Genomic DNA, 17,521 nt, shown 5'->3' on the forward strand with positions numbered 1-17,521 from the left:
GGTCACCCGCCGATGTAGGACATCTCCACCCGATCGCCGCGCGCTCGCGTGCGGCGCCCGCGCAACTCCGAATAGCGGTCCTCCCGGGCGCCCCAGAGAGCGCGGACGGCCAGGCGCAGTTCCTCGTCAGAGGCGCCCGCTCGCAGCGATGCCCGCAGATCGGTCCCGCCGGAGGAGAACAGGCACGTGTGCACCTTCCCGTCGGCGGACAACCGGGCTCGCGTGCAGTCCCCGCAGAACGGCCGCGTGACCGAGCCGATGACACCGATCTCCCCGGAGCCGTCCCGGAAGCGGTAGCGCGTGGCCACCTCGCCGGGGTCGGTCGCGCCGAGCGGTTCGAGCGGGTAGCGGTCGTCGATCAGGCGCACGATCTCGGCGGCGGGCAGCACCTCGCCGAGTTGCCACTCGTTCGTGGCCCCCACGTCCATGTACTCGATGAAGCGGAGGATGTGACCGCTGTCCCGGAACCGCTCCACCATCGGCAGTACGCACCCGTCGTTGACCCCCCGCTTCACCACCATGTTCACCTTGACGGGAGTGAGGCCGGCCCGTGCGGCGGCGTCGATGCCGTCGAGGACCCGGCGCACCGGAGCCGCGGTGTCGGCGAGTACCTGGAACACCGCGTCGTCGAGCGCGTCCAGGCTCACCGTCACCCGGCGCAGCCCGGCCTCCGCGAGGCGTTCCGCGTATGCCGGCAGCAGGAGCCCGTTGGTCGTCATCGCGAGATCGAGCCCGGGTACCGCGGCCAGCAGCGCCACGAGGTCCACGACGCCGCGACGCAGCAGCGGCTCACCCCCGGTGAGCCGGATCTTACGCACGCCGAGGGAGGCGAACACCCGCGCCAGGCGCGCGATCTCGTCGAAGGTCAGCTGGTCGGCGGGGTCGAGATATTGGTGCCCCGGGCCGAAATGCTCGCGCGGCATGCAGTATCGGCATCGCAGGTTGCACCGGTCTGTGATGGAGATCCGCAGGTCGCGAAGGTGACGGTACCGACGGTCGGCGACGGGCGTCATCGTCACGCCGCCGGCTCCGGGTTCCGGGCGGGACACCAGCGGTGCGCCGCGGAGACCACGACCGGGACACAATCCCGAGTCAGGGCCACTCGGATGTCCTCGATCGATTCTTCCCGTTCTTCCGGACAGCGGATCTGATCATTCACGACGGCTATCACGATGCGTTCCCTCGGGTTCTGGATCGGCACTGGCGCTCATCGTCACCGGTCTCGGCCGGCCGCACAGGACTCCGCGCGACAGGCTTTTGACCAGCGGCGACGGGAACGCGTAGGTGAAACGGGATTTTCCGCCTGTTTACATCGCGACAACAATCCGCCTATGGGCAGGGCCGAGTATTCCGCCGATGAGCATTTCTCCAACGCCGGGTGGGCACAGAACACGATCGAGGTAGGTCCATGACAGCGGCGAGGTCGAACGAGACGAACACCAGCCGACGTGAGGTCTGGCGGGACCTCCTCCGGGACCATTTCGTCAGCCTCGACGTGGACGTCGAACGGGACCGCGGCACGTTCGGCGGCGCCGTGAGCAGCGGCTTCCTCGGCCACCTCAGGGTGTCGGGAGTCCGCTCGGTGGACCAGGACGTCGTCCGCACGCAGGAACTGCTGCGGCGCGACGGCGGGCGCTACTTCCAGGTCTGCCTGGTCCGCCGGGGTGAGGCGCGTGCCACGCAGGACGGTCACGAAGCGACCCTTCGCCCCGGCGACTTCGTCATCTACGAGACAGAACGCCCCTTTCACTGGGCGCTCCGTTCGGATGCCGCCTCCCCCTACTGGGACCTCGCCGTCTTCACCTGGCCCCGCGACACGATCCGGCTCAGCGAGAGCGAGTCCGCCTCGCTCACCTGCCGGACTCTGGACGGCGGCAGCGGCATCACCGGAGTGCTGAGCAGGATGCTGACCGACGTACTCGTCGCGAAACCGACCGTCAGCGAGGCCGGCGCCCTCCGGATCGCCGATGAGATCGGCGACCTGGTGACGACCGTCGCGACGGAGGCGCACGGCATCGGCGAGGGCACCGATCGCCACGCGAGCCTGCTGCGGCAGATCGACGCCTACATCGAGGAGCATCTCGGCGATCCGGACCTGTCCCCGGAAGGCGTGGCGCAGGCGCACTACGTGTCGACGCGCCAGCTCCAGCGGATGTTCGCGCGCAGGGGACAGACGGTGTCCCAGGTGATCCGGCGCCGACGGCTGGAGCGGTGCCGACGTGACCTGCTGACCCGCCGGGGAGGCGACGCCACACTCACCGAGATCTGCGTCCGCTGGGGATTCACCGATCTCGCCGTGTTCAGCCGGGCGTTCCGCGAGGCCTACGGCACCTCACCCACCGCCTACCGCACTCGGGCCCGGGCGTAGCGGCTGTCACTGCCCGTCGCTGGAGTGTCCTGGCACCGTGCCGAGCGCGGGATCGACCAGCGGGGCGAGGTTGTTCACCGCGAGTGCGGCCTCGCCGAAACCGACCGAGATCAGCGCGACCTTGCCGTCGTAGTCGGCGATGTCGCCCGCGGCGTACACGCACGACCGGCTCGTGCGCATGGTCCGGTCGACCGCGATGTGCCGGCCCCGCATCTGGAACCCCCAGGTCGCGAGCGGGCCGAGGTTCGCGACGAAGCCGAGGGCGGCCACCACCGCGTCCGCCCGCAGGCTCTCGGTCGCCCCAGTCTCCAGGTTCAGCAACTCCACCTGTTCGACGCGGTTCTCGCCGCTGATCCGGTGCACCTCGTGCGGGGTGTACAGCCGCACGGACGAGGCACGCAGCAGCCGGACGCTGTGCTCGTGTGCCCGGAACCGGGGCCGGCGGTGCACGAGCGAGACCGTGCGGGCGAGCGGTTCCAGAGCGAGCGCCCAGTCCACCGCGGAGTCCCCGCCGCCGACGACCACCACGTCGGCACCGGTGAGTTCGGCCGGCTTCGGCACGAAGTAGCGAAGGCCGCGGTTCTCGTACTCGGAGCCCGTAGGCAGCGGGCGTGGTGTGAAGCTGCCGATCCCGCCGGTGACCAGTACGGCTTTCGCCCTGACCACCGTGTCCTGGTGTGTGGTGACGGTGATGCCGTCCGCCGTGTCCTCCAGTGTCCGCGCGGTGTGGCCGAGCAGGTAGCGGGGCTTCGCCTGCGACGCCTGCTCGACCAGGGCGTCGACGAGGTCCTGCGCCTTCACGGCAGGGAATCCGGCGACGTCGTAGACCTGCTTCTCGGGATACAGCGCCGCCATCTGGCCGCCGGGCTCGTCGAGAGCGTCGATCACCGTGACCGACATTCCCCGGAACCCGGCGTAGTAGGCCGCGTAGAGACCGACGGGCCCGGCGCCGACGATCAGCAGGTCACTGTCGTACGCGCCCTCGGTCTCAGCCCTCACCGCTGCCCCGCCTTTCCCGCACCAGGGGATGGTCGACGCCGACCGCTCCCCGCGAGGACGCACCGCCGACCGCGTCCTCGTGCTCTTCGAAGAACTCGACGGCGGCTGTGGTGAATGGGGCCAGCTCCACGGGGATCTTGTGTTCCCAGTGGATCGCGTCGCTCGGGCAGACGGTCATGCACTTCCCGCAGTCGACGCATTCGTCGGGGTGGACGTACATCATCCGGTCGCCCTGGTAGATGCAGTCCACCGGGCATTCCTCGACGCAGGACTGGTCGAGGATGTCCACACAGGCGTCGGTCACGACGTAAGCCATGGTTCAGCCCGCCGTCTTCTCTATCTGAACGAGGGTGTCGGAGAACGTGGGCGCGTTGCCCAGGTCGGCGAAGACGGTGGGATTCAGGGACGCCATCGTGGACAGCGACTTCGTGTGCATACGCCAGCCGCCGGAAGCCGACACGGCGACGCCCGCCAGCACCGACTTGTCCACCTTCGCCTTCACCACGAACGAGCCGCGCTCGTTGAAGACCCGCACCTCGTCGCCGGTGGCGATGGAACGCTCGGCGGCGTCGTCGGGATGGATGAGGACGGTGGGGTCCCCCTGTACGCGCCGGTGCATCGGCAGGTTGGCGCTGCTGGAGTTCAGGTAGGCGTGCGACTTCGGGGTGATCAGGCTGAGCGGGTGCGCGGCGGCCAGCCCGGGATTCGTACGGGCCGATTCGCGGGGCGAGATGTAGTGCGGCAGCGGATCGACGGGCGTACCCGGCTGGTGGTCGTTGGAGCCCTGCCGGAACAGCGGTACGACGAAGTTCCCGACGGTCTCGGCGATGGAGGACCTGAACTCCACCTTGCCGGACGGCGTGGGGAAGTCCCCTTCCGCATAGGGGGCGTACTGGTCGGCGGGCGGCACGGTCAGCCGCTGCCAGCCCTTCTCCTTCAGCGACTCGACGGTGATGCCCTGCATGGCGGGCGCCGACCAGTCGAACGCCTCCGCGATCATGTCGTCGTCCGTACGCCGGAACACGGGGTCGGTGAAGCCCATCCGCGCCGCCAGCCGCCGGAACAACTCCGTGTTGGGCACCGCTTCGCCCAGCGGCGCGATCGAGCGGTGGTTGTAGGTGACGTAGAGGTGGCCCCAGGAGAACATGATGTCGTCCTGTTCCAGCTGGGTGGTGGCGGGCAGCACGATGTCGGCGAACTGGGCGGTGTCGGTCATGAACTGCTCACTGACGACGGTGAACAGGTCCTCCCGCTGCAGCCCCTCGATCAACTTCTCCTGATCGGGGCAGACGACCACGGGGTTGGAGTTGTAGACCATCAACGCCTTGATGGGCGGATCGAGTTCGAGGCCGCCGGTGAGTGCCTGCCCCAGCAGATACTGGTTCACGACCCGCTTGCCGGGCTGAAGCATGTCCGGACGCATCATCGCGCCCCAGTTGACCGGGAACGCCCACAGCGGCAGTTGCAGAATCCCGCCGCCGGGGTTGCGCCACGCACCGACCAGCGCGGGCAGACAGGCCAGCGTCCGCACCGTCTGACCACCGCCGGCATGCCGTTCCACCGCCACCCCGATACGGATCACCGACGGCTGCGCGGAGGCGTAGCCGCGGGCGAGCCGCCGAATGTCCTCGGCGGGGACACCGGTCTCCTCCGCCGCCCATTCGGGCGTGTACTGCCGCACCCGCTCGGCCAGTTCGTCGTAGCCGACGGTGTAGTTGGCGATGTAGTCGTCGTCGGTGAGTCCCTCTTCGATGATCACGTTCATCATCGCCAGCGCGAGAGCTCCGTCGGTGCCCGGCCGGATCGGAATGTGCCAGTCGGCGGCCTTCGCGGTACGGGTCTTCACCGGGTCCACCACGACCACCGTGGCGCCCCGCTTGCGGGCCTCGGCGATGTACGGCCACAGGTGCAGGTTGGTGCTCATGACATTGCAGGCCCAGATCAGGATGAACTTCGAGTGGACCAGGCTCTCCGGGTCCACCCCGGCGCAGTCGCCGATCGTCATCGTGTACGCCGTGCACGCCCCGGAGTCGCAGTAGGTGCGCTCGGCGATGGTGGCGCCGAGCCTTGCGAAGAACGGATCGCCGACGTTGAGCCCGTTCAGAATTCCCTGGGTGCCCAGGTAACTGCACGGCATGATGGCCTCGGGCCCGAACTCCGTGGAGACGTCCCGGAACCGGCCCGCGATCTCGTCCAGCGCGGCGTCCCAGCTGATCCGCTCGAACTGTCCGCTGCCCTTCGGCCCCGTGCGCCGCATCGGATACAGCACCCGGTCCGGGCTGTACACCCGGTCCAGGTAGTTGTCGACCTTCACGCACAACCCACCGCGCGTGTACGGATGTTCCCGGTCACCGCTCACGTCGACGGCCTTGCCGTCGGTGACGGTGACTGTCATCGCGCAGGTGTCGGGGCAGTCGTGCGGACACGCACCCCGCACCTGGACGGTACCGGTCGCCGCTGTTGGGCTCATCTGCCTTCTCCTCGGATCGTTCCTGCATCGATCGTCGAAGATCCGGCGGCCGGCGGACGGACACCAGGCGACAGGCTTTTGACCGAGCGCGACAGACCCGGGGCACGTGTCTGTGCGCTGATGATCTGTCTGCGGGCAGCGTCGCCGTGCCTGAGCCGCGGTTGCCGAGGCGTTCAGCTACCAGCCTGATGAGACCGAGACCGGCCTACCTCGGCCGAGTCGGCGACGTCCCTGCCCATCGCCCGCTCCTGCTCGGCGTGCCGGTTCCACTCGTCCCGCTCGACGAGCTGCTGCACGCGCCGATCGCGCAGCACGCCGACGTTCAGGGAGTCGAGGGCGATCATCGACGTCGACTCCTCCCTCTTCAGGTCGTCCTCGAAGACCTCCCAGTTGTCGACGCCGAGCGCCCTCGACGGGGTGCTCAGCCCGGCGTCCAGGTCGATGTTCGTCCACTCGATCCCGACGCCCTCGCCGCGCCGCAGGCCACGGAAGGCCATCAGGTGGAAGAACGAGTAAAGGCGCGAAATCTCGGCCTCATCGAGGAACACACCGAGCTGCGGCGGCGTCCACACCATGACCGGCGACGGCTTCTCCCCCGTGCGCCCCCAGTGCGCGACGTTCTGCACCGTCCACAGCTTGACTTTCGGCCTCTTGCCCGACTCCAGCTCGACCCACTCGGCCGGGTTGAAGGTGATGAGCTGCTTCCGGATCGCCGCGTTGAGCGCGGCCCGGAGCGTCGCCCGGATCCGCTGCTTCGTTGCGGGCCCTGTGATCTTCCGGTACGCCGGCATCGCCTTCAACTTCTCGCGCTCGGTCGCCAGCCGCGCGGAAACCTCCGATGACGCCCATGCCACCCGAATGTCGTACTCGACATATGGTAGATGTGATGCTTCACTTGTGACATGGCATCAATTCGCCTTACGCGCCCAACACTTGAGGTGATCAAAGTGTTGCTGGCGTCCACTGCCGACGACCCCGCGTGGGGGCTGAAGATCTGCGAGGAAGCTGACCTCGGGTCCGGGACCGTGTATCCCATCCTTGAGCGCCTGGTCGACGCGGGATGGGCCACCCGGTACGAGGAGACGGCTGAGCACCCCGGGCGGCCGAAGCGGTACTACTACGAACTCACCGCCGTCGGTCAGCGCGCAGCCCGGCAGGCCAGGGAGCGCAAGCCTCGACTCTTCGGGCTGCACGCAGCAGCGGAAGAGGGCGCGACGTGAGTACGCATGAACGGCGCCCTGTGACTGTTGGAGAGGCAGTTGACACTGCTGGCGCTGGCGCTCTAGCTGTTGTCGCCGTGCTGGCACCGGTGCTGTCCGGCACACTGGCAGCGAGCTTCCTGCTCGTCGGCTACATCCTGAAGATGTTCGACCCCGAGCCGGCGTTCGCCCAGACCATGCTCACCAGCGGCTGGGTGATGGGCGTGGTAACGGCGGTCGCGATCCTGGTCGCCGCGGTCGGTCTGCTGCTCACCGCCCTGCGCAATCGCGCGCAAGCGATGGAGGAGGAGTCTGAGGCTGCCCCTAGGAGCACGGATACCCCGAGCAGCAGGGCGGGCCTTCGGACGGTGAGCTTCGCTTCCTTTGTCGCGGGAAGCCGCAGGGCGCACCTTCGAGAGGAGTGGGCCGCAGTCCTGGCTGGCGATCCCGGGAACGGCATCGTCCTCTCTTCACGCCGCAGGATGCGCTACGCCATCGGCTTCCTCTGGGCGGCGCTCCGAATGCGACTCAGCGACCTTGCCGCTCCACTGTGGATGCCGGTGGACTGGCTGCTGTCGGTGGAGTCGCGTACGCACGGGTTCATCGCGCTGGCCGTCGGTGCGCAAATCCTGTACATCCAGTACGAGGACGGTTTGCACGCACTTGTCACCGAGGGCTGGGGTTGGTGTGCCGGGTGCGGAATCGCGCTCCGACTGTTTGTCGGCTGGCTTCGCAGAATTCGCGGCATCGAGCTCGCGGCGGCGCACAGCGACTCCAGAGACGCCAACAGCTGACCCGTTGGATGACCGGGGCGGGGCGAACTGCCAGATGTCCGGTGAGGCACGGCCAGAACCGCGCCTAGCGAAGCTCGGGGGCCGTTCGTGACACCTGCAGTTCCGTCAGATACCGCTCGGTGACCCGGCCTCCGTACCGCCTGTCGATCAGCCCGGCGATGCAGTCCAGCAGTCCCTCCCTGGCGTCAGGCGGCAGCGCCCGGTGGCCGGAGTATGTCCGCAGCAACCTCCAGCGACCTCTTCCGCGTGAGCCGAGGTGTCGACGTCCTGTGCCGCAGGAAGCCGCAGCCCTGGAGGCGTGGCCGGATCGAAACGCTCGTAGCAGTCCTGGACCTCGACGAAGAACTCCTCGCTGCCACCTGCCACATGCTGTGTGCCCACCACGGCGAGGGCACCACCGGGCCGCAGCGCGTCGGCGGCCTTTGCCATCCGCACCCCCGGATCGATCCAGTGGAACGCCGTCGCCGAGACGACCGCGTCGAACTGCTGCTCCCGCAGTGGCCAGGTCTCGAAATCCGCGATCACGATCTCCACCGTTTCGAACCCGGCCAGGTTGCGCCGGGCGACGGCGGCCATATCCGCGCCCGGCTCGACGGCGGTGATCCGGCAACCGAGCTCGGCAAGCGGCAAGGTCGCCTTGCCGGTGCCCGCCCCTACCTCAAGGACACGACAGCCGGGACCGGTGCCGGCCGCCTCGGTGAGGTCGTCGAACAACTCTGGCGGATACCCGGGCCTGGCCCGGTCGTACAGCTCCGCGTCCCCATCGAAGGTCCGGCTCAAGTGAACACGGCGCATTTCGTCAGGCATGTCGTCGCGCATGGCAGCACACTAGGGACCGAGCCGCTCGAGGCCCCGGTTGGCCGGACGACGGCGCCACTTTCCCCGTCCGCGAGTGCCTGCTGATCGTCCTCAACGAGGAGTGGTGCCACCGCATGTTCGCCGAGCGTGACCTGGCCGTCCTCGAGAAACGGGACTGACTCATGAAACTCGTCTTCGCCGGCCGGGTGATTGAATGGCGCGGGCCGGCGCCGTACTACTTCGTCCCCGTGCCGGACGAGGAGTCCGCCGACATCCGGGAGGTGGCCGTGATGGCCACGTATGGCTGGGGCGTGATTCCGGTCCGGGCCCGGATCGGCGACATCACCTTCGAGACGTCACTCTTCCCCAAGGACGGCCGCTACCTGCTGCCGCTCAAGAACGCTGTCCGCAAGCCGCACGGCCTCGCGGCAGGTGACGACGTGACCGTGGATATGACGGTCCGTCTCCAGCTCTAGTGGCCTGAGTCAGAGAGTCGTCGGCAGCAGGCGGCTACTTTGTCGAGGATCTCGTCGGCGGTCTTCGTCCAGACGACGGGCCTGGGCTCGTCGTTCCAATCGGCGAGCCAGCCCCGGATGTCGCGTTCGATAGCCTGAACGGAGCGGTGGACACCCCGCTTGAGCTTCTTCTGCGTGAGGAAGTGCAGGCGGAAGCGTGGGTGTGCCAGCAGCCACTTTCTGATCACCTCGGTCTTGTGGGTCGCGTAGTTGTCGAGGATCAGATACACGTCCAGGCCGGCGGGCACTTCCTTGTCGAGCTTGGCCAGGAACTTCCTGAACTCAACAGCCTGTCCCGGCGATGCAGGGAGCGGATGCCTGCGAACGTCGGTCAACTCGCCGTGGGCTTAGGTCATTCACCCGCGGTGTCCTCGGCCTCCCAGCGAAGCAGGTCGCCTGGCTGGCACTTGAGCACCTCGCAGAGCGCGGCGAGCGTCGCAAAGCGCACCGCCTTGGCGCGGCCGTTCTTGAGTACCGCCAGGTTGGCGGGCGTGATCCCTACGCGGTCCGCGAGCTCGCCCACGGACATCTTCCGCCTGGCCAGCATCACGTCGATGTCGACGACGATCGGCATCAGATCACCTCGTCCAACTCGGCCTGCATCTGCGCCGCTTCGGCGTCGCGGGCGACGGCCTGGGCGAGCAGCATCCGCAGCACGAGCACGATGAGCGCGACTCCCAGGATGGCCACGCCAACCCCGCCCATGATGAGGGTGACGCCCGGGTCGTCCCGCTGGCCGGGCGCATTCAGGGCCGTGACCGCGAACCACACGAGAGCAGCCGCAACGATCGCCCCGATGATGACGTCCACGTACCGGAAGGCGGCGTGGGAGAACACGGTTCCGCGTCGCACCATCGTCACCAGTCGCCATACACAGACCAGGGCGACCTGGGCCGTCCCGATGCCCAGGATCGTGATCACGCGCAGCGGGGTCAGCGGGAGCGACCCGTCCTCCGGGTCACTCCCGCTGACCAACGCCCACACCATCAATGCCTGTACGAACACGGAGCCGGTGAGCACCACCACGAGCACGGCGCGCAGCGCGCGCACTGTCAGCTTTCCCATGACCCATCCTTCAATCGAGCTACGATGGGAATCTATCGATTCTCGATAGGTGAAGCAAGAGCTGGGTCGGAGGGCGGGCGAGGGGTTTCGCACCCTCGCGGGATGCCGCCGCCTCCCGCGGCATGGCGCGATGCGAAGATCGGGCGCCGCGGCCGTGCCGACGACGCACCCCGATCAGACAACCCCTTGAACCTGCCGCTGCTGAGCATGGGACACGGCCTGGACGACAACGCGACCTGGCTCACCCGTGTCGCTCGGCACTACCACTCTCCGCTCATGGACGACCTCGAATCCCGTATCGCCACCCGAACCGCACCGCCCGAGCCATCACCGACGGCCTGGAACCGAAGAACGTCATCCTCGCCGTATGCCTCTTACTCGGGGCCGCTTAGGACAGCATGCTCGCTGGCCTGGCCTGGGCCGTCCACGCCATCGTGTTCGCCGCAGTGATCCCCGTCGCCGACATCAAGTACGGCATACGGGTGGGGCGTTGGGCCGACTGACACGTCGGACAACGCGAACGGCGCATGCACCTCATGCCCGTGATCATGGCGTCCGTCGGCATCGCCATCACGGCCATGCTGCTGCTTGACGCGCCTGCTCAGATGACCGCCCTGGTGGTGGCCGGTACGGCACTCGGCGCCCTCGTCGCCACCGCCGTCTTCATCTGGCTGACCTGATCAGTCCCCAGCCCTGGATCGCCTCAAGACTTCTAACAAAAGTGGTGAGCTTGAACCTGGGCAGAGGTCGGTGTCGCGCACGAGGCCGCCCGGTAGCGGGACGCGGTCAGCCGCGCATTCGCACGCGATAAACCCGGCGACGTCGGCGATCATCCCCGGGATACTGGTCGCCCATGGATGAGGTCGAAGTCGTCGTCGCCCATTCCGAGCGCGCGACTCTGCGCGTCGGTGACGTGTTCTTGAAGGTGGACGCCGATCAGACGCGCATCGACGTCGAGGTCGAGGCGATGTCCCTCGCGCCGGTCCCGACCCCGGAGGTCCTGTGGCGCAAGCCGCCCGTGCTCGCGATCGCCGCACTCCCGGGTACGACGCTTGGACGCCTCGGCGGGCCGTCGACCGGGTCACCTGCGGCGTGGGCCGCGGCAGGCGCCGCCATCCGGAAGCTGCACGACGCGCCGCTGCCACCCCGGCCGGGCCGGGCCGGGCGGAGCATCGCCGCGCTGGCGGCCGAACTCGACGACGAGTGCGAGTTGCTCGTGACGAACGGTGTCCTGCCCGCCGACCTGGTCACCCGCAACCGCCGGGTCTCCGAGGCCGCGCTCCGGCCGTGGACCCCGGCGTTCACACACGGCGACCTGCAGATCGCGCACGTCTTCGTCGACGGCGACGAGGTCACCGGCATCATCGACTGGTCCGAGGCCGGCCGGGGTGATGCCCTGTACGACCTCGCCACCTTCACGCTCGGACACGAGGAGCACCTCGACGACGTCATCGCCGGCTATGGCACCGACATCGACCTCGACGTGATCCACGCGTGGTGGTCGTTGCGAAGCCTGCTGGCGGTTCGCTGGCTGATCGACCACGGCTTCGACCCCTTCGCGCCGGGCTGTGAGGTCGACGTACTGAGATCCCGGATGTGAGGCTGCGCGGGCCCGACTGCTACGAGCCTTCGTCCGCCCGGGACAGAGCCTCGGTGATCATGCGTGTGGCGAAGTCGGGGTCGTCGGTGAGGCGGTTGATGTGCTCCGCGAGCAGGAAGACGGTGGCTTCGAGGGGGGTCATCTCGTCCTCGGTCCAGTCTCCGTACTGTTTGCGCCACAGGTTGGGGCTCAGGCCGGTGCCCGCGGCGACGAGCAGGCCGGCCATGGTGGGGATGGCCTCGGGGCGGACGCTCTTGGGCATCATGCGCATCGCGGCCACGAGGTTGGGCACCACGTACTCGATGACGTCCTTGTCGTGGTCCTCGTAGGCCATCCTCAGCCACTGCATGAACATGTAGATGAGCGTGCACGCGCCGTCCAGCACGCCATCGACTCCCCTGGAGCCCAGGGAGACGGCGAACTGGTCGGTCAGCGCTTGTTGTTCAGGGTCGACCTTGGTCCTACCGTCGTAGACGGCTTTGAGTCGTGAGTCGATCATCATGTGACCGCGGTGGGCAGCGCGGCGTGTCCGTACCGTAGACCGGCGATGAGGAACGGGCTGGTGAATCACGCCGATTGACCTCTAATACTCCAGTCTCACTTCGCGATCTTGTCGCGGACCCAGCTGGGAACAGGGGCGGCCACCGCGTGATCATCGGGGGTTGTGTGGACTCCTGAAGATCGTGTAATGGCGCAGGCCATAGCGTAGACCCTGCCCGCTGGCAGGCGATGTTCGACCAGGCCATGGCTCGGATCGCGGGCAAATTCAGGCGAGTTGAGCCCCGGGCCGCGGCCCGCGCCTACCTGCTCGGGCTGCCCGCGACGGGCCTGCCCACTTCGAAGAGCGGCTCCAGCCACCGCGAACCGTCCTCACCCCAGCGTCAGCGGAGGCCCGCGCCCGTTGTGACCGAGGGCGGGTGGGAAGTGGCCCGTGGACCAGTTGGTCGCTCGATGCGCCGCTCATCGATGTTGGTGTAATCGCCGGTGGTCGTCAGGAGATCCTTGAAGGTCCTTCTCTGTGCCCATGCCCTTCACGTAGAGCCTGGTGATCGGTCTGAGGACATCTGCTGACAGAGGGCGGCCCGCATACGGGTTCTCCTGTGAGCGGAAGATCGACGGCCTGGCGCGAGTTCAGGTGGCGGAGCGGATGTGGTCCAGGTGAGGGTGCGTCGGTTCGGGCCTGGATGTCGTCGGGGGTGATGCCGGGTGCGGTCTCGACCAGGACGAGGCCGTCGGCGGTGACATCGAGGACTCCGAGGTCGGTTGTGATGCGGTGGACGCATCGTTCGCCGATGAGCGGGAGCGTGCACTCCTTGAGGATCTTCGAGCAGAGATGCGAGCCCGGATCGACTTCATCGACTGCTCGACGCTGCTGAGCGACTACCTCGATCAGCAGCTACGGCCGCGACGCCGGCGTGACGCATGCGGATTACAGTCTCCTGGGGCACCTCTCCGCACGCCCCGACCGCACGCTGGGGATGTCCGTGCTCGCCGAGCAGCTCAAATTCACGCGCAGTCGCCTTACGCACGCGGTGATCCGCCTGGAGCACGCCGGCTACGTACGGCGCCGGGACGACCCGGCCGAACGGCGCGGTCAGCTGGTCGAACTCACCGAGGAAGGCATGGCGTTGCTGACCGGCGCGGCCCCGGGCCATGTCGCCGCCGTCCGCCGCGCTCAGCCCCCAACAGGTTGAGCAGTTGGCGGCCATCAATGCCACCGTCATCGGTTCTCTCAAGCAGGCCGACGAGGAGGACGCCTACCCGGCGGCTCTGCCCTGGCACCGCCGCTGACGCCCTCCGTAGCCGGCCAGCCGGAGCCACCTCGCTAGCCGGCGGCTCCGGCGGCCCGCCTGCGGCCGAAGTAGGTGGACAGGCCCACGGCCAGCAGGAGCGCGGCGCCGTTGAAGACCGGGTCGACCCAGTCGCTGGCACCGGCCAACGTGAGGCCGCTGACGGTCTCGGAGACGAACACCACGCCGATCATCGTGCCGAGCACGTTGAACCGGCCCGGCTCGATCGCGGTCGCGCCCAGGAACACCGCGGCCAAAGCGGGGAAGAGCAGGCTGGTGCCGCTGTCCGCGGTGGCTCCGCCGACACGGGCGGTTTGCAGGACGCCGGCGATCCCCGCGAGCGCTCCGGCGATGACAAAGGTCAGCAGCAGGTTGCGCCGGACGCGGATGCCGACCAGGTTCGCCGCTCTGGGGTTGGATCCCATGGCGTACAGGGCCCGCCCGTATGGAGTGTGGCCCAGCAGATACCACATCAGGGCACCGAGAACGACGACGACGGACACCACGCGGGGTAGACCCAGCCACTGCTGGGAGCCGAAGTCGAGCAGGGCGGGCGAGACGCCCGCGCTGATGGTCTGGCCGCCCGAGTACCACTGGATGACCCCGCCGAGGAGAGTGGCGCTGCCCAGGGTGGTGATGAACGAGCTCATCTGGAACCGGGCCACCATGATGCCGTTGACCAGTCCGATGAGCACGCCCGTCGCCACCGCGGCGAGTATCGCTGGCACGACGCCCACGCCGTGGCGGGCCATGAGCGCCGCGCACACCAGGGAGCTGGTCGCGGCGTTCGCCCCGAGGGAGAAGTCGAAGTAGCCGGCGGCCAGCGGCGCGAGGGCGGCCAGTGCCAGCAGGGCGATGACCGACTGGTTGCCGGTCACCACGCTGAGGTTGGCGGAGGTCGGGAAGACCGCGGCACTCGGCGGGTAGAGGCTGAAGAACACCGCCACGGCGATGGCCAGGGCGGGAAGGGTGTACCGCTCGGCGAGCCGGCCCGGAGACAGGGCGGGCCGCCGGGTGCGCCGGGTGGGTTCCGTCTCCTCGGACGTCTCGGATTTCGCCGGCGACGGGGGCGTCGGGGGCGAGGATGCGGAAGAGGTGACACCGCTCATGGTCATGTCCTGGCTCCGGAGGTGAGGGACGGTGAACGCTGGACGAGGTGGACGAGGCGGTCGGCACTGAGCCCTTCGCCGTCGGCCTCGGTGACGACGCGGCCTTGGTGCAGCACGAGGACCCGGTCGCACAGGGCTGCCAGTTCCTCCAGGTCGGAGGAGGCGACCAGGACCGCGCACCCAGTGGCAGCGGTGCGGCGGACCACCGTGTAGATGTCGGCGCGGGACATCACGTCCACGCCCTGGGTGGGCTCGTCGAGGAGCAGCAGCTGGGGGTCGCGGCGCAGCCAGCGGCCCAGTACGGCCTTCTGCTGGTTGCCGCCGGACAGGGTGCTGAACGCCGCCTCGACGGAAGGTGCCTTCACGCCGTAGCGGCTCACGAGGTCCTGGCTGTCGCTGCGTTCGGCCCCTTGGTCCAGGCGCCAGCGCCGCCAGTAGTGGCTCAGTACCGACATCGAGAGGTTGGCCCGCAGCGGGAGGTCCGGGAACGCGGCGTCAGCGCCGCGGTCTTCGGGGACGTAGGCGACGCGGGCGCGCATCGCATCGCCGGGGCCGGTGAAGGACACCCTGGCGCCGTCGAGTTCGATGGTGCCGCCGGTCGGCCGGTGGGCGCCGAAGAGGGTGCGCAGCAGCGAGGTGCGGCCGGAGCCGAGGAGGCCCGCGACGCCGACGATCTCACCTGCGCCGACCTTGAGGTCGACGCCACTGAGCGGGCCGCCGGTCAGGTCGGTGACGGTGAGCACCGGGTGGGGCCGGCTCGTGCTCACGGTCGGACGCACGGCCTCGTCCAGTGCGCGCCCGGCGATGAGCTCCACCAGTTCGGACTCCGTGGGGCGGTGGTCCACGAGGGTGCCGGCTACCCGGCCGTCCCGCAGCACGGTGTAGTCGTCGGTGACGGCGATGACCTCGCTGAGGCGGTGGCTGACGAGGATCACCGTCTGCCCCTGGTCGGCACGCCGGCGTACGGACTCCAGAAGGAAGCTCGCCTCGTGCTCGGGCAGGCTCGCCGTGGGTTCGTCGAGGACCAGGACGAGGTCGTCCCGGTCGGTCTCCTGCAGTGCCCGGGCAATGGCGACCATGGTGCGGGCGGCCGGGCGCAGGGTGCCGAGCGGGGCGCGGGGGTCGGCGTCGATCTCGAACCGCTCCAGCAGTTGGGCGACCCGGTCGTGCAGTGCCCGCCAGCTGATCCGGGCGCCCGCCCGGGTGGGCCAGCCGGAGGCGAGCGCGATGTTCTCCGCCACGGTGAGGTCGTCGAAGACCCCGAGGTCCTGGTGGACGAAGCGGAGCCCGGCCGCCTGCGCGGTGGCGGCCGAGAAGTGCCGGGCCTCCCAGCTCTGCTCACCGACCTCGATCGTGCCGCCGTCGGCGCTGTGGGCGCCGGCCAGGATCTTGATGGTGGTGGACTTGCCGGAGCCGTTGCCGCCGAGCAGCGCGTGGACGGTGCCGGCACGGACCCGAAGGTCCGTGCCGTGGAGCACCGTGGTACCGCCGAACTGCTTCGTCAGCCCGGTGATCCGCAGTGCCGTGCCGGACGGGCGGCTCACTACTTCCCCCACCCGGTGGTGTAGTGCTTGACGTAGTCGACGGGCGGCTCGTAGGAGCTGCCCTTCTTGGGCAGGTTGTGGTCGGCGTCGATGCCGACGAGGCCGACGCCCGCCGACTCCGCGGGCTTCTGGCCCGCCAGCAGCCGGACGGCGTCGTCGATGGCGGCCCACGACAGCTGCTTCGCGGAGTAGCCGACGTCGCCGTCCTGCGCGCCGTCGCTGCGGATGACGTCGGCGTTGGCCGCGTTGCCGAAGTTGCCGACCACCGTGAGCTGGGCACTCCGTCCGGAGGAGGATATGGCCTGGCCGATGCCCGCCTGCAGCCAGCCGTCGATCGGGAAGGCGACCGCGTTCACGGTTGGCGCCCCGAGGAGGGCGGAGGAGAACTTGGAGCCGAGCGTGTTGTTGACGAGGTCCTGGTTGCCGACGTCGAGCTGCTTGACGACCTCGCAGCCGGCGCACTTCTTGAGCTCGTCACGGAAGCCCTTGGTGATCATCGGGCCCCAGATCGGGTCGGTGAAGTTGACCAGGAGCACCTTCGCCTTGCCGTTGGTCTTGCCGATGACGTAGTCGGCCTGGAACGCGCCCATCCGAGCGCGGTAGTCCGCGAGGGTCATGCTCTTGAGGGGGGTGGTGACCGCGGAGTACAGCTTCTTGCCGCCGGCTACGTCGCAGTCCATGCCGCCGTTGCCGATGGTGATGATTTTGGCCTTCTTGGCCTCGCCGAGGGGGCCCTGGACGGCCGGGCAGTCGACGCCCACGGGCACGATCACGTCGGCCTTGGCGCTGATCGCCTGCCGGATGCACGCCCCCCAGCCGCCGGGGTTGAGCTTGCCGTCACAGAGCTTGGTCTTCCAGCCTGCGGCCTTGCCGGCCGCCATGGCGGCCACGCTGGGCTCCACACATCCGGGCTGCTGCTGGCCGCAGGAGATGACCCACAGGTTCACCCCTGCCTTCGGCTTCGCGGTGACCTCCGGCAAGTCGCCGGTGGCGCCCTTGAAGGCCGTCTCCAGGGCGGCGCGCGCCTCCTTCGAGGTCCCGGAGTCGGAGGACCCGCCGGCCGAGGTGCTTTGGGAGGCGCCGCAGGCGGCGGTGATGGCGGTGATCGCCGCGACGATCAGGGGGAGGGCAAGTCTTGGAAGTGAACGCCTTTGTTCTGACACGGTTCTCCTTGGGGAGCGGTGGCGGCAGCATTGCCATTCCGGAGCCGGTGGTTGCTGGAATTGAACACAGTGGGCGGCTGCAAGGGAAATTGCGAATCAGCATGAAT

General features: G+C 68.6%; 17 protein-coding genes and 4 pseudogenes. 7 read left to right on the top strand and 14 right to left on the bottom strand.

Annotation, left to right across the window (positions count from 1 at the left end):
- Positions 1 to 2 precede the first annotated feature (2 nt).
- Entirely contained in the window at positions 3 to 1,013 is a 1,011-nt protein-coding gene (gene moaA / locus AB0I98_RS07315; RefSeq protein ID WP_362937139.1) for a GTP 3',8-cyclase MoaA, read from the bottom strand.
- Between the two features lie 395 nt (positions 1,014 to 1,408).
- Between moaA and AB0I98_RS07320 the strand changes: the two genes are divergently transcribed.
- A complete protein-coding gene (locus AB0I98_RS07320) occupies positions 1,409 to 2,368 on the top strand; it encodes a helix-turn-helix domain-containing protein (RefSeq protein WP_362936590.1) in 960 nt (319 codons plus the stop codon).
- Between the two features lie 6 nt (positions 2,369 to 2,374).
- Here AB0I98_RS07320 and AB0I98_RS07325 read toward each other — a convergent pair whose 3' ends face one another.
- The 4 genes from AB0I98_RS07325 to AB0I98_RS07340 all read right to left on the bottom strand — a co-directional run bounded on the left by AB0I98_RS07325 (position 2,375) and on the right by AB0I98_RS07340 (position 6,691).
- Positions 2,375 to 3,367, bottom strand: coding sequence for an NAD(P)/FAD-dependent oxidoreductase (locus tag AB0I98_RS07325; protein ID WP_362936593.1), 993 nt, complete (start codon positions 3,365 to 3,367; stop codon positions 2,375 to 2,377).
- Positions 3,357 to 3,683: a ferredoxin gene (gene fdxA, locus AB0I98_RS07330; RefSeq protein ID WP_362936596.1), complete on the bottom strand. Its 327-nt coding sequence runs from the start codon at positions 3,681 to 3,683 to the stop codon at positions 3,357 to 3,359. Before fdxA ends, AB0I98_RS07325 begins: the two co-directional genes overlap by 11 nt.
- 3 nt (positions 3,684 to 3,686) lie before the next feature.
- A complete protein-coding gene (locus tag AB0I98_RS07335) occupies positions 3,687 to 5,837 on the bottom strand; it encodes a molybdopterin-dependent oxidoreductase (RefSeq protein ID WP_362936599.1) in 2,151 nt (716 codons plus the stop codon).
- Between the two features lie 173 nt (positions 5,838 to 6,010).
- Positions 6,011 to 6,691, bottom strand: coding sequence for a hypothetical protein (locus tag AB0I98_RS07340; RefSeq protein WP_362936602.1), 681 nt, complete (start codon positions 6,689 to 6,691; stop codon positions 6,011 to 6,013).
- 93 nt (positions 6,692 to 6,784) lie between these two features.
- Here AB0I98_RS07340 and AB0I98_RS07345 point away from each other — a divergent pair, with 93 nt between their 5' ends.
- Positions 6,785 to 7,057, top strand: coding sequence for a helix-turn-helix transcriptional regulator (locus AB0I98_RS07345; protein WP_362936605.1), 273 nt, complete (start codon positions 6,785 to 6,787; stop codon positions 7,055 to 7,057).
- 23 nt (positions 7,058 to 7,080) lie between these two features.
- Positions 7,081 to 7,326 (top strand): annotated as a pseudogene (locus AB0I98_RS07350) (hypothetical protein); the annotation flags it as partial.
- A 568-nt stretch (positions 7,327 to 7,894) separates the two neighbouring features.
- On the opposite strand, the pseudogene AB0I98_RS07355 reads toward AB0I98_RS07350, so the two are convergent.
- Positions 7,895 to 8,649 (bottom strand): annotated as a pseudogene (locus tag AB0I98_RS07355) (class I SAM-dependent methyltransferase).
- Positions 8,650 to 8,810: 161 nt separating this feature from the next.
- Here AB0I98_RS07355 and AB0I98_RS07360 point away from each other — a divergent pair.
- The gene (locus AB0I98_RS07360; protein WP_362936608.1) at positions 8,811 to 9,104 is read left to right on the top strand and encodes a DUF1905 domain-containing protein; all 294 of its coding nucleotides are present in this window, start codon (positions 8,811 to 8,813) and stop codon (positions 9,102 to 9,104) included.
- Here the strand turns inward: AB0I98_RS07360 and AB0I98_RS07365 are convergent.
- From AB0I98_RS07365 to AB0I98_RS07375, 3 genes and pseudogenes are all read right to left on the bottom strand, one after another.
- Positions 9,101 to 9,436, bottom strand: a pseudogene (locus AB0I98_RS07365) (IS630 family transposase); the annotation flags it as partial. The gene AB0I98_RS07360 and the pseudogene AB0I98_RS07365 overlap by 4 nt on opposite strands.
- A 59-nt stretch (positions 9,437 to 9,495) precedes the next feature.
- Entirely contained in the window at positions 9,496 to 9,717 is a 222-nt protein-coding gene (locus tag AB0I98_RS07370; RefSeq protein ID WP_362936611.1) for a helix-turn-helix transcriptional regulator, read from the bottom strand.
- Positions 9,717 to 10,208 carry a DUF2975 domain-containing protein gene (locus AB0I98_RS07375; protein ID WP_362936614.1) on the bottom strand — a complete coding sequence of 164 codons (492 nt, stop codon included), beginning with the start codon at positions 10,206 to 10,208 and terminating at the stop codon, positions 9,717 to 9,719. Before AB0I98_RS07375 ends, AB0I98_RS07370 begins: the two co-directional genes overlap by 1 nt.
- 527 nt (positions 10,209 to 10,735) lie before the next feature.
- Here AB0I98_RS07375 and AB0I98_RS07380 point away from each other — a divergent pair.
- The gene (locus AB0I98_RS07380) at positions 10,736 to 10,888 is read left to right on the top strand and encodes a hypothetical protein (RefSeq protein ID WP_362936617.1); all 153 of its coding nucleotides are present in this window, start codon (positions 10,736 to 10,738) and stop codon (positions 10,886 to 10,888) included.
- Positions 10,889 to 11,061: 173 nt separating this feature from the next.
- Positions 11,062 to 11,808 (top strand): phosphotransferase, encoded by a 747-nt coding sequence (locus AB0I98_RS07385; RefSeq protein WP_362936620.1) that lies wholly within the window; start codon positions 11,062 to 11,064, stop codon positions 11,806 to 11,808.
- A 19-nt stretch (positions 11,809 to 11,827) separates the two neighbouring features.
- Here the strand turns inward: AB0I98_RS07385 and AB0I98_RS07390 are convergent, their stop codons facing one another.
- Together AB0I98_RS07390 and AB0I98_RS07395 are read right to left on the bottom strand one after the other, a co-directional pair.
- A complete protein-coding gene (locus tag AB0I98_RS07390) occupies positions 11,828 to 12,310 on the bottom strand; it encodes a hypothetical protein (protein WP_362936623.1) in 483 nt (160 codons plus the stop codon).
- Positions 12,311 to 12,799: 489 nt separating this feature from the next.
- Positions 12,800 to 13,132 (bottom strand): annotated as a pseudogene (locus AB0I98_RS07395) (hypothetical protein); the annotation flags it as partial.
- Between the two features lie 91 nt (positions 13,133 to 13,223).
- On the opposite strand from AB0I98_RS07395, the gene AB0I98_RS07400 reads away from it, so the two are divergent.
- Entirely contained in the window at positions 13,224 to 13,502 is a 279-nt protein-coding gene (locus AB0I98_RS07400; RefSeq protein ID WP_362936626.1) for a MarR family transcriptional regulator, read from the top strand.
- A 131-nt stretch (positions 13,503 to 13,633) separates the two neighbouring features.
- Here AB0I98_RS07400 and AB0I98_RS07405 read toward each other — a convergent pair whose 3' ends face one another.
- Genes AB0I98_RS07405 through AB0I98_RS07415 form a run of 3 tightly spaced genes read right to left on the bottom strand, consistent with a single transcriptional unit; the run spans position 13,634 to position 17,414 of the window.
- Entirely contained in the window at positions 13,634 to 14,713 is a 1,080-nt protein-coding gene (locus AB0I98_RS07405) for an ABC transporter permease (RefSeq protein WP_362936629.1), read from the bottom strand.
- Positions 14,710 to 16,251 carry a sugar ABC transporter ATP-binding protein gene (locus AB0I98_RS07410; RefSeq protein ID WP_362936632.1) on the bottom strand — a complete coding sequence of 514 codons (1,542 nt, stop codon included), beginning with the start codon at positions 16,249 to 16,251 and terminating at the stop codon, positions 14,710 to 14,712. Before AB0I98_RS07410 ends, AB0I98_RS07405 begins: the two co-directional genes overlap by 4 nt.
- Positions 16,251 to 17,414: a substrate-binding domain-containing protein gene (locus AB0I98_RS07415; protein WP_362936635.1), complete on the bottom strand. Its 1,164-nt coding sequence runs from the start codon at positions 17,412 to 17,414 to the stop codon at positions 16,251 to 16,253. Before AB0I98_RS07415 ends, AB0I98_RS07410 begins: the two co-directional genes overlap by 1 nt.
- Positions 17,415 to 17,521: the final 107 nt, after the last annotated feature.

Origin of the sequence: Streptomyces sp. NPDC050211 (assembly GCF_040656035.1) — a bacterium.
In the GTDB taxonomy this organism is placed as follows: domain Bacteria; phylum Actinomycetota; class Actinomycetes; order Streptomycetales; family Streptomycetaceae; genus Streptomyces.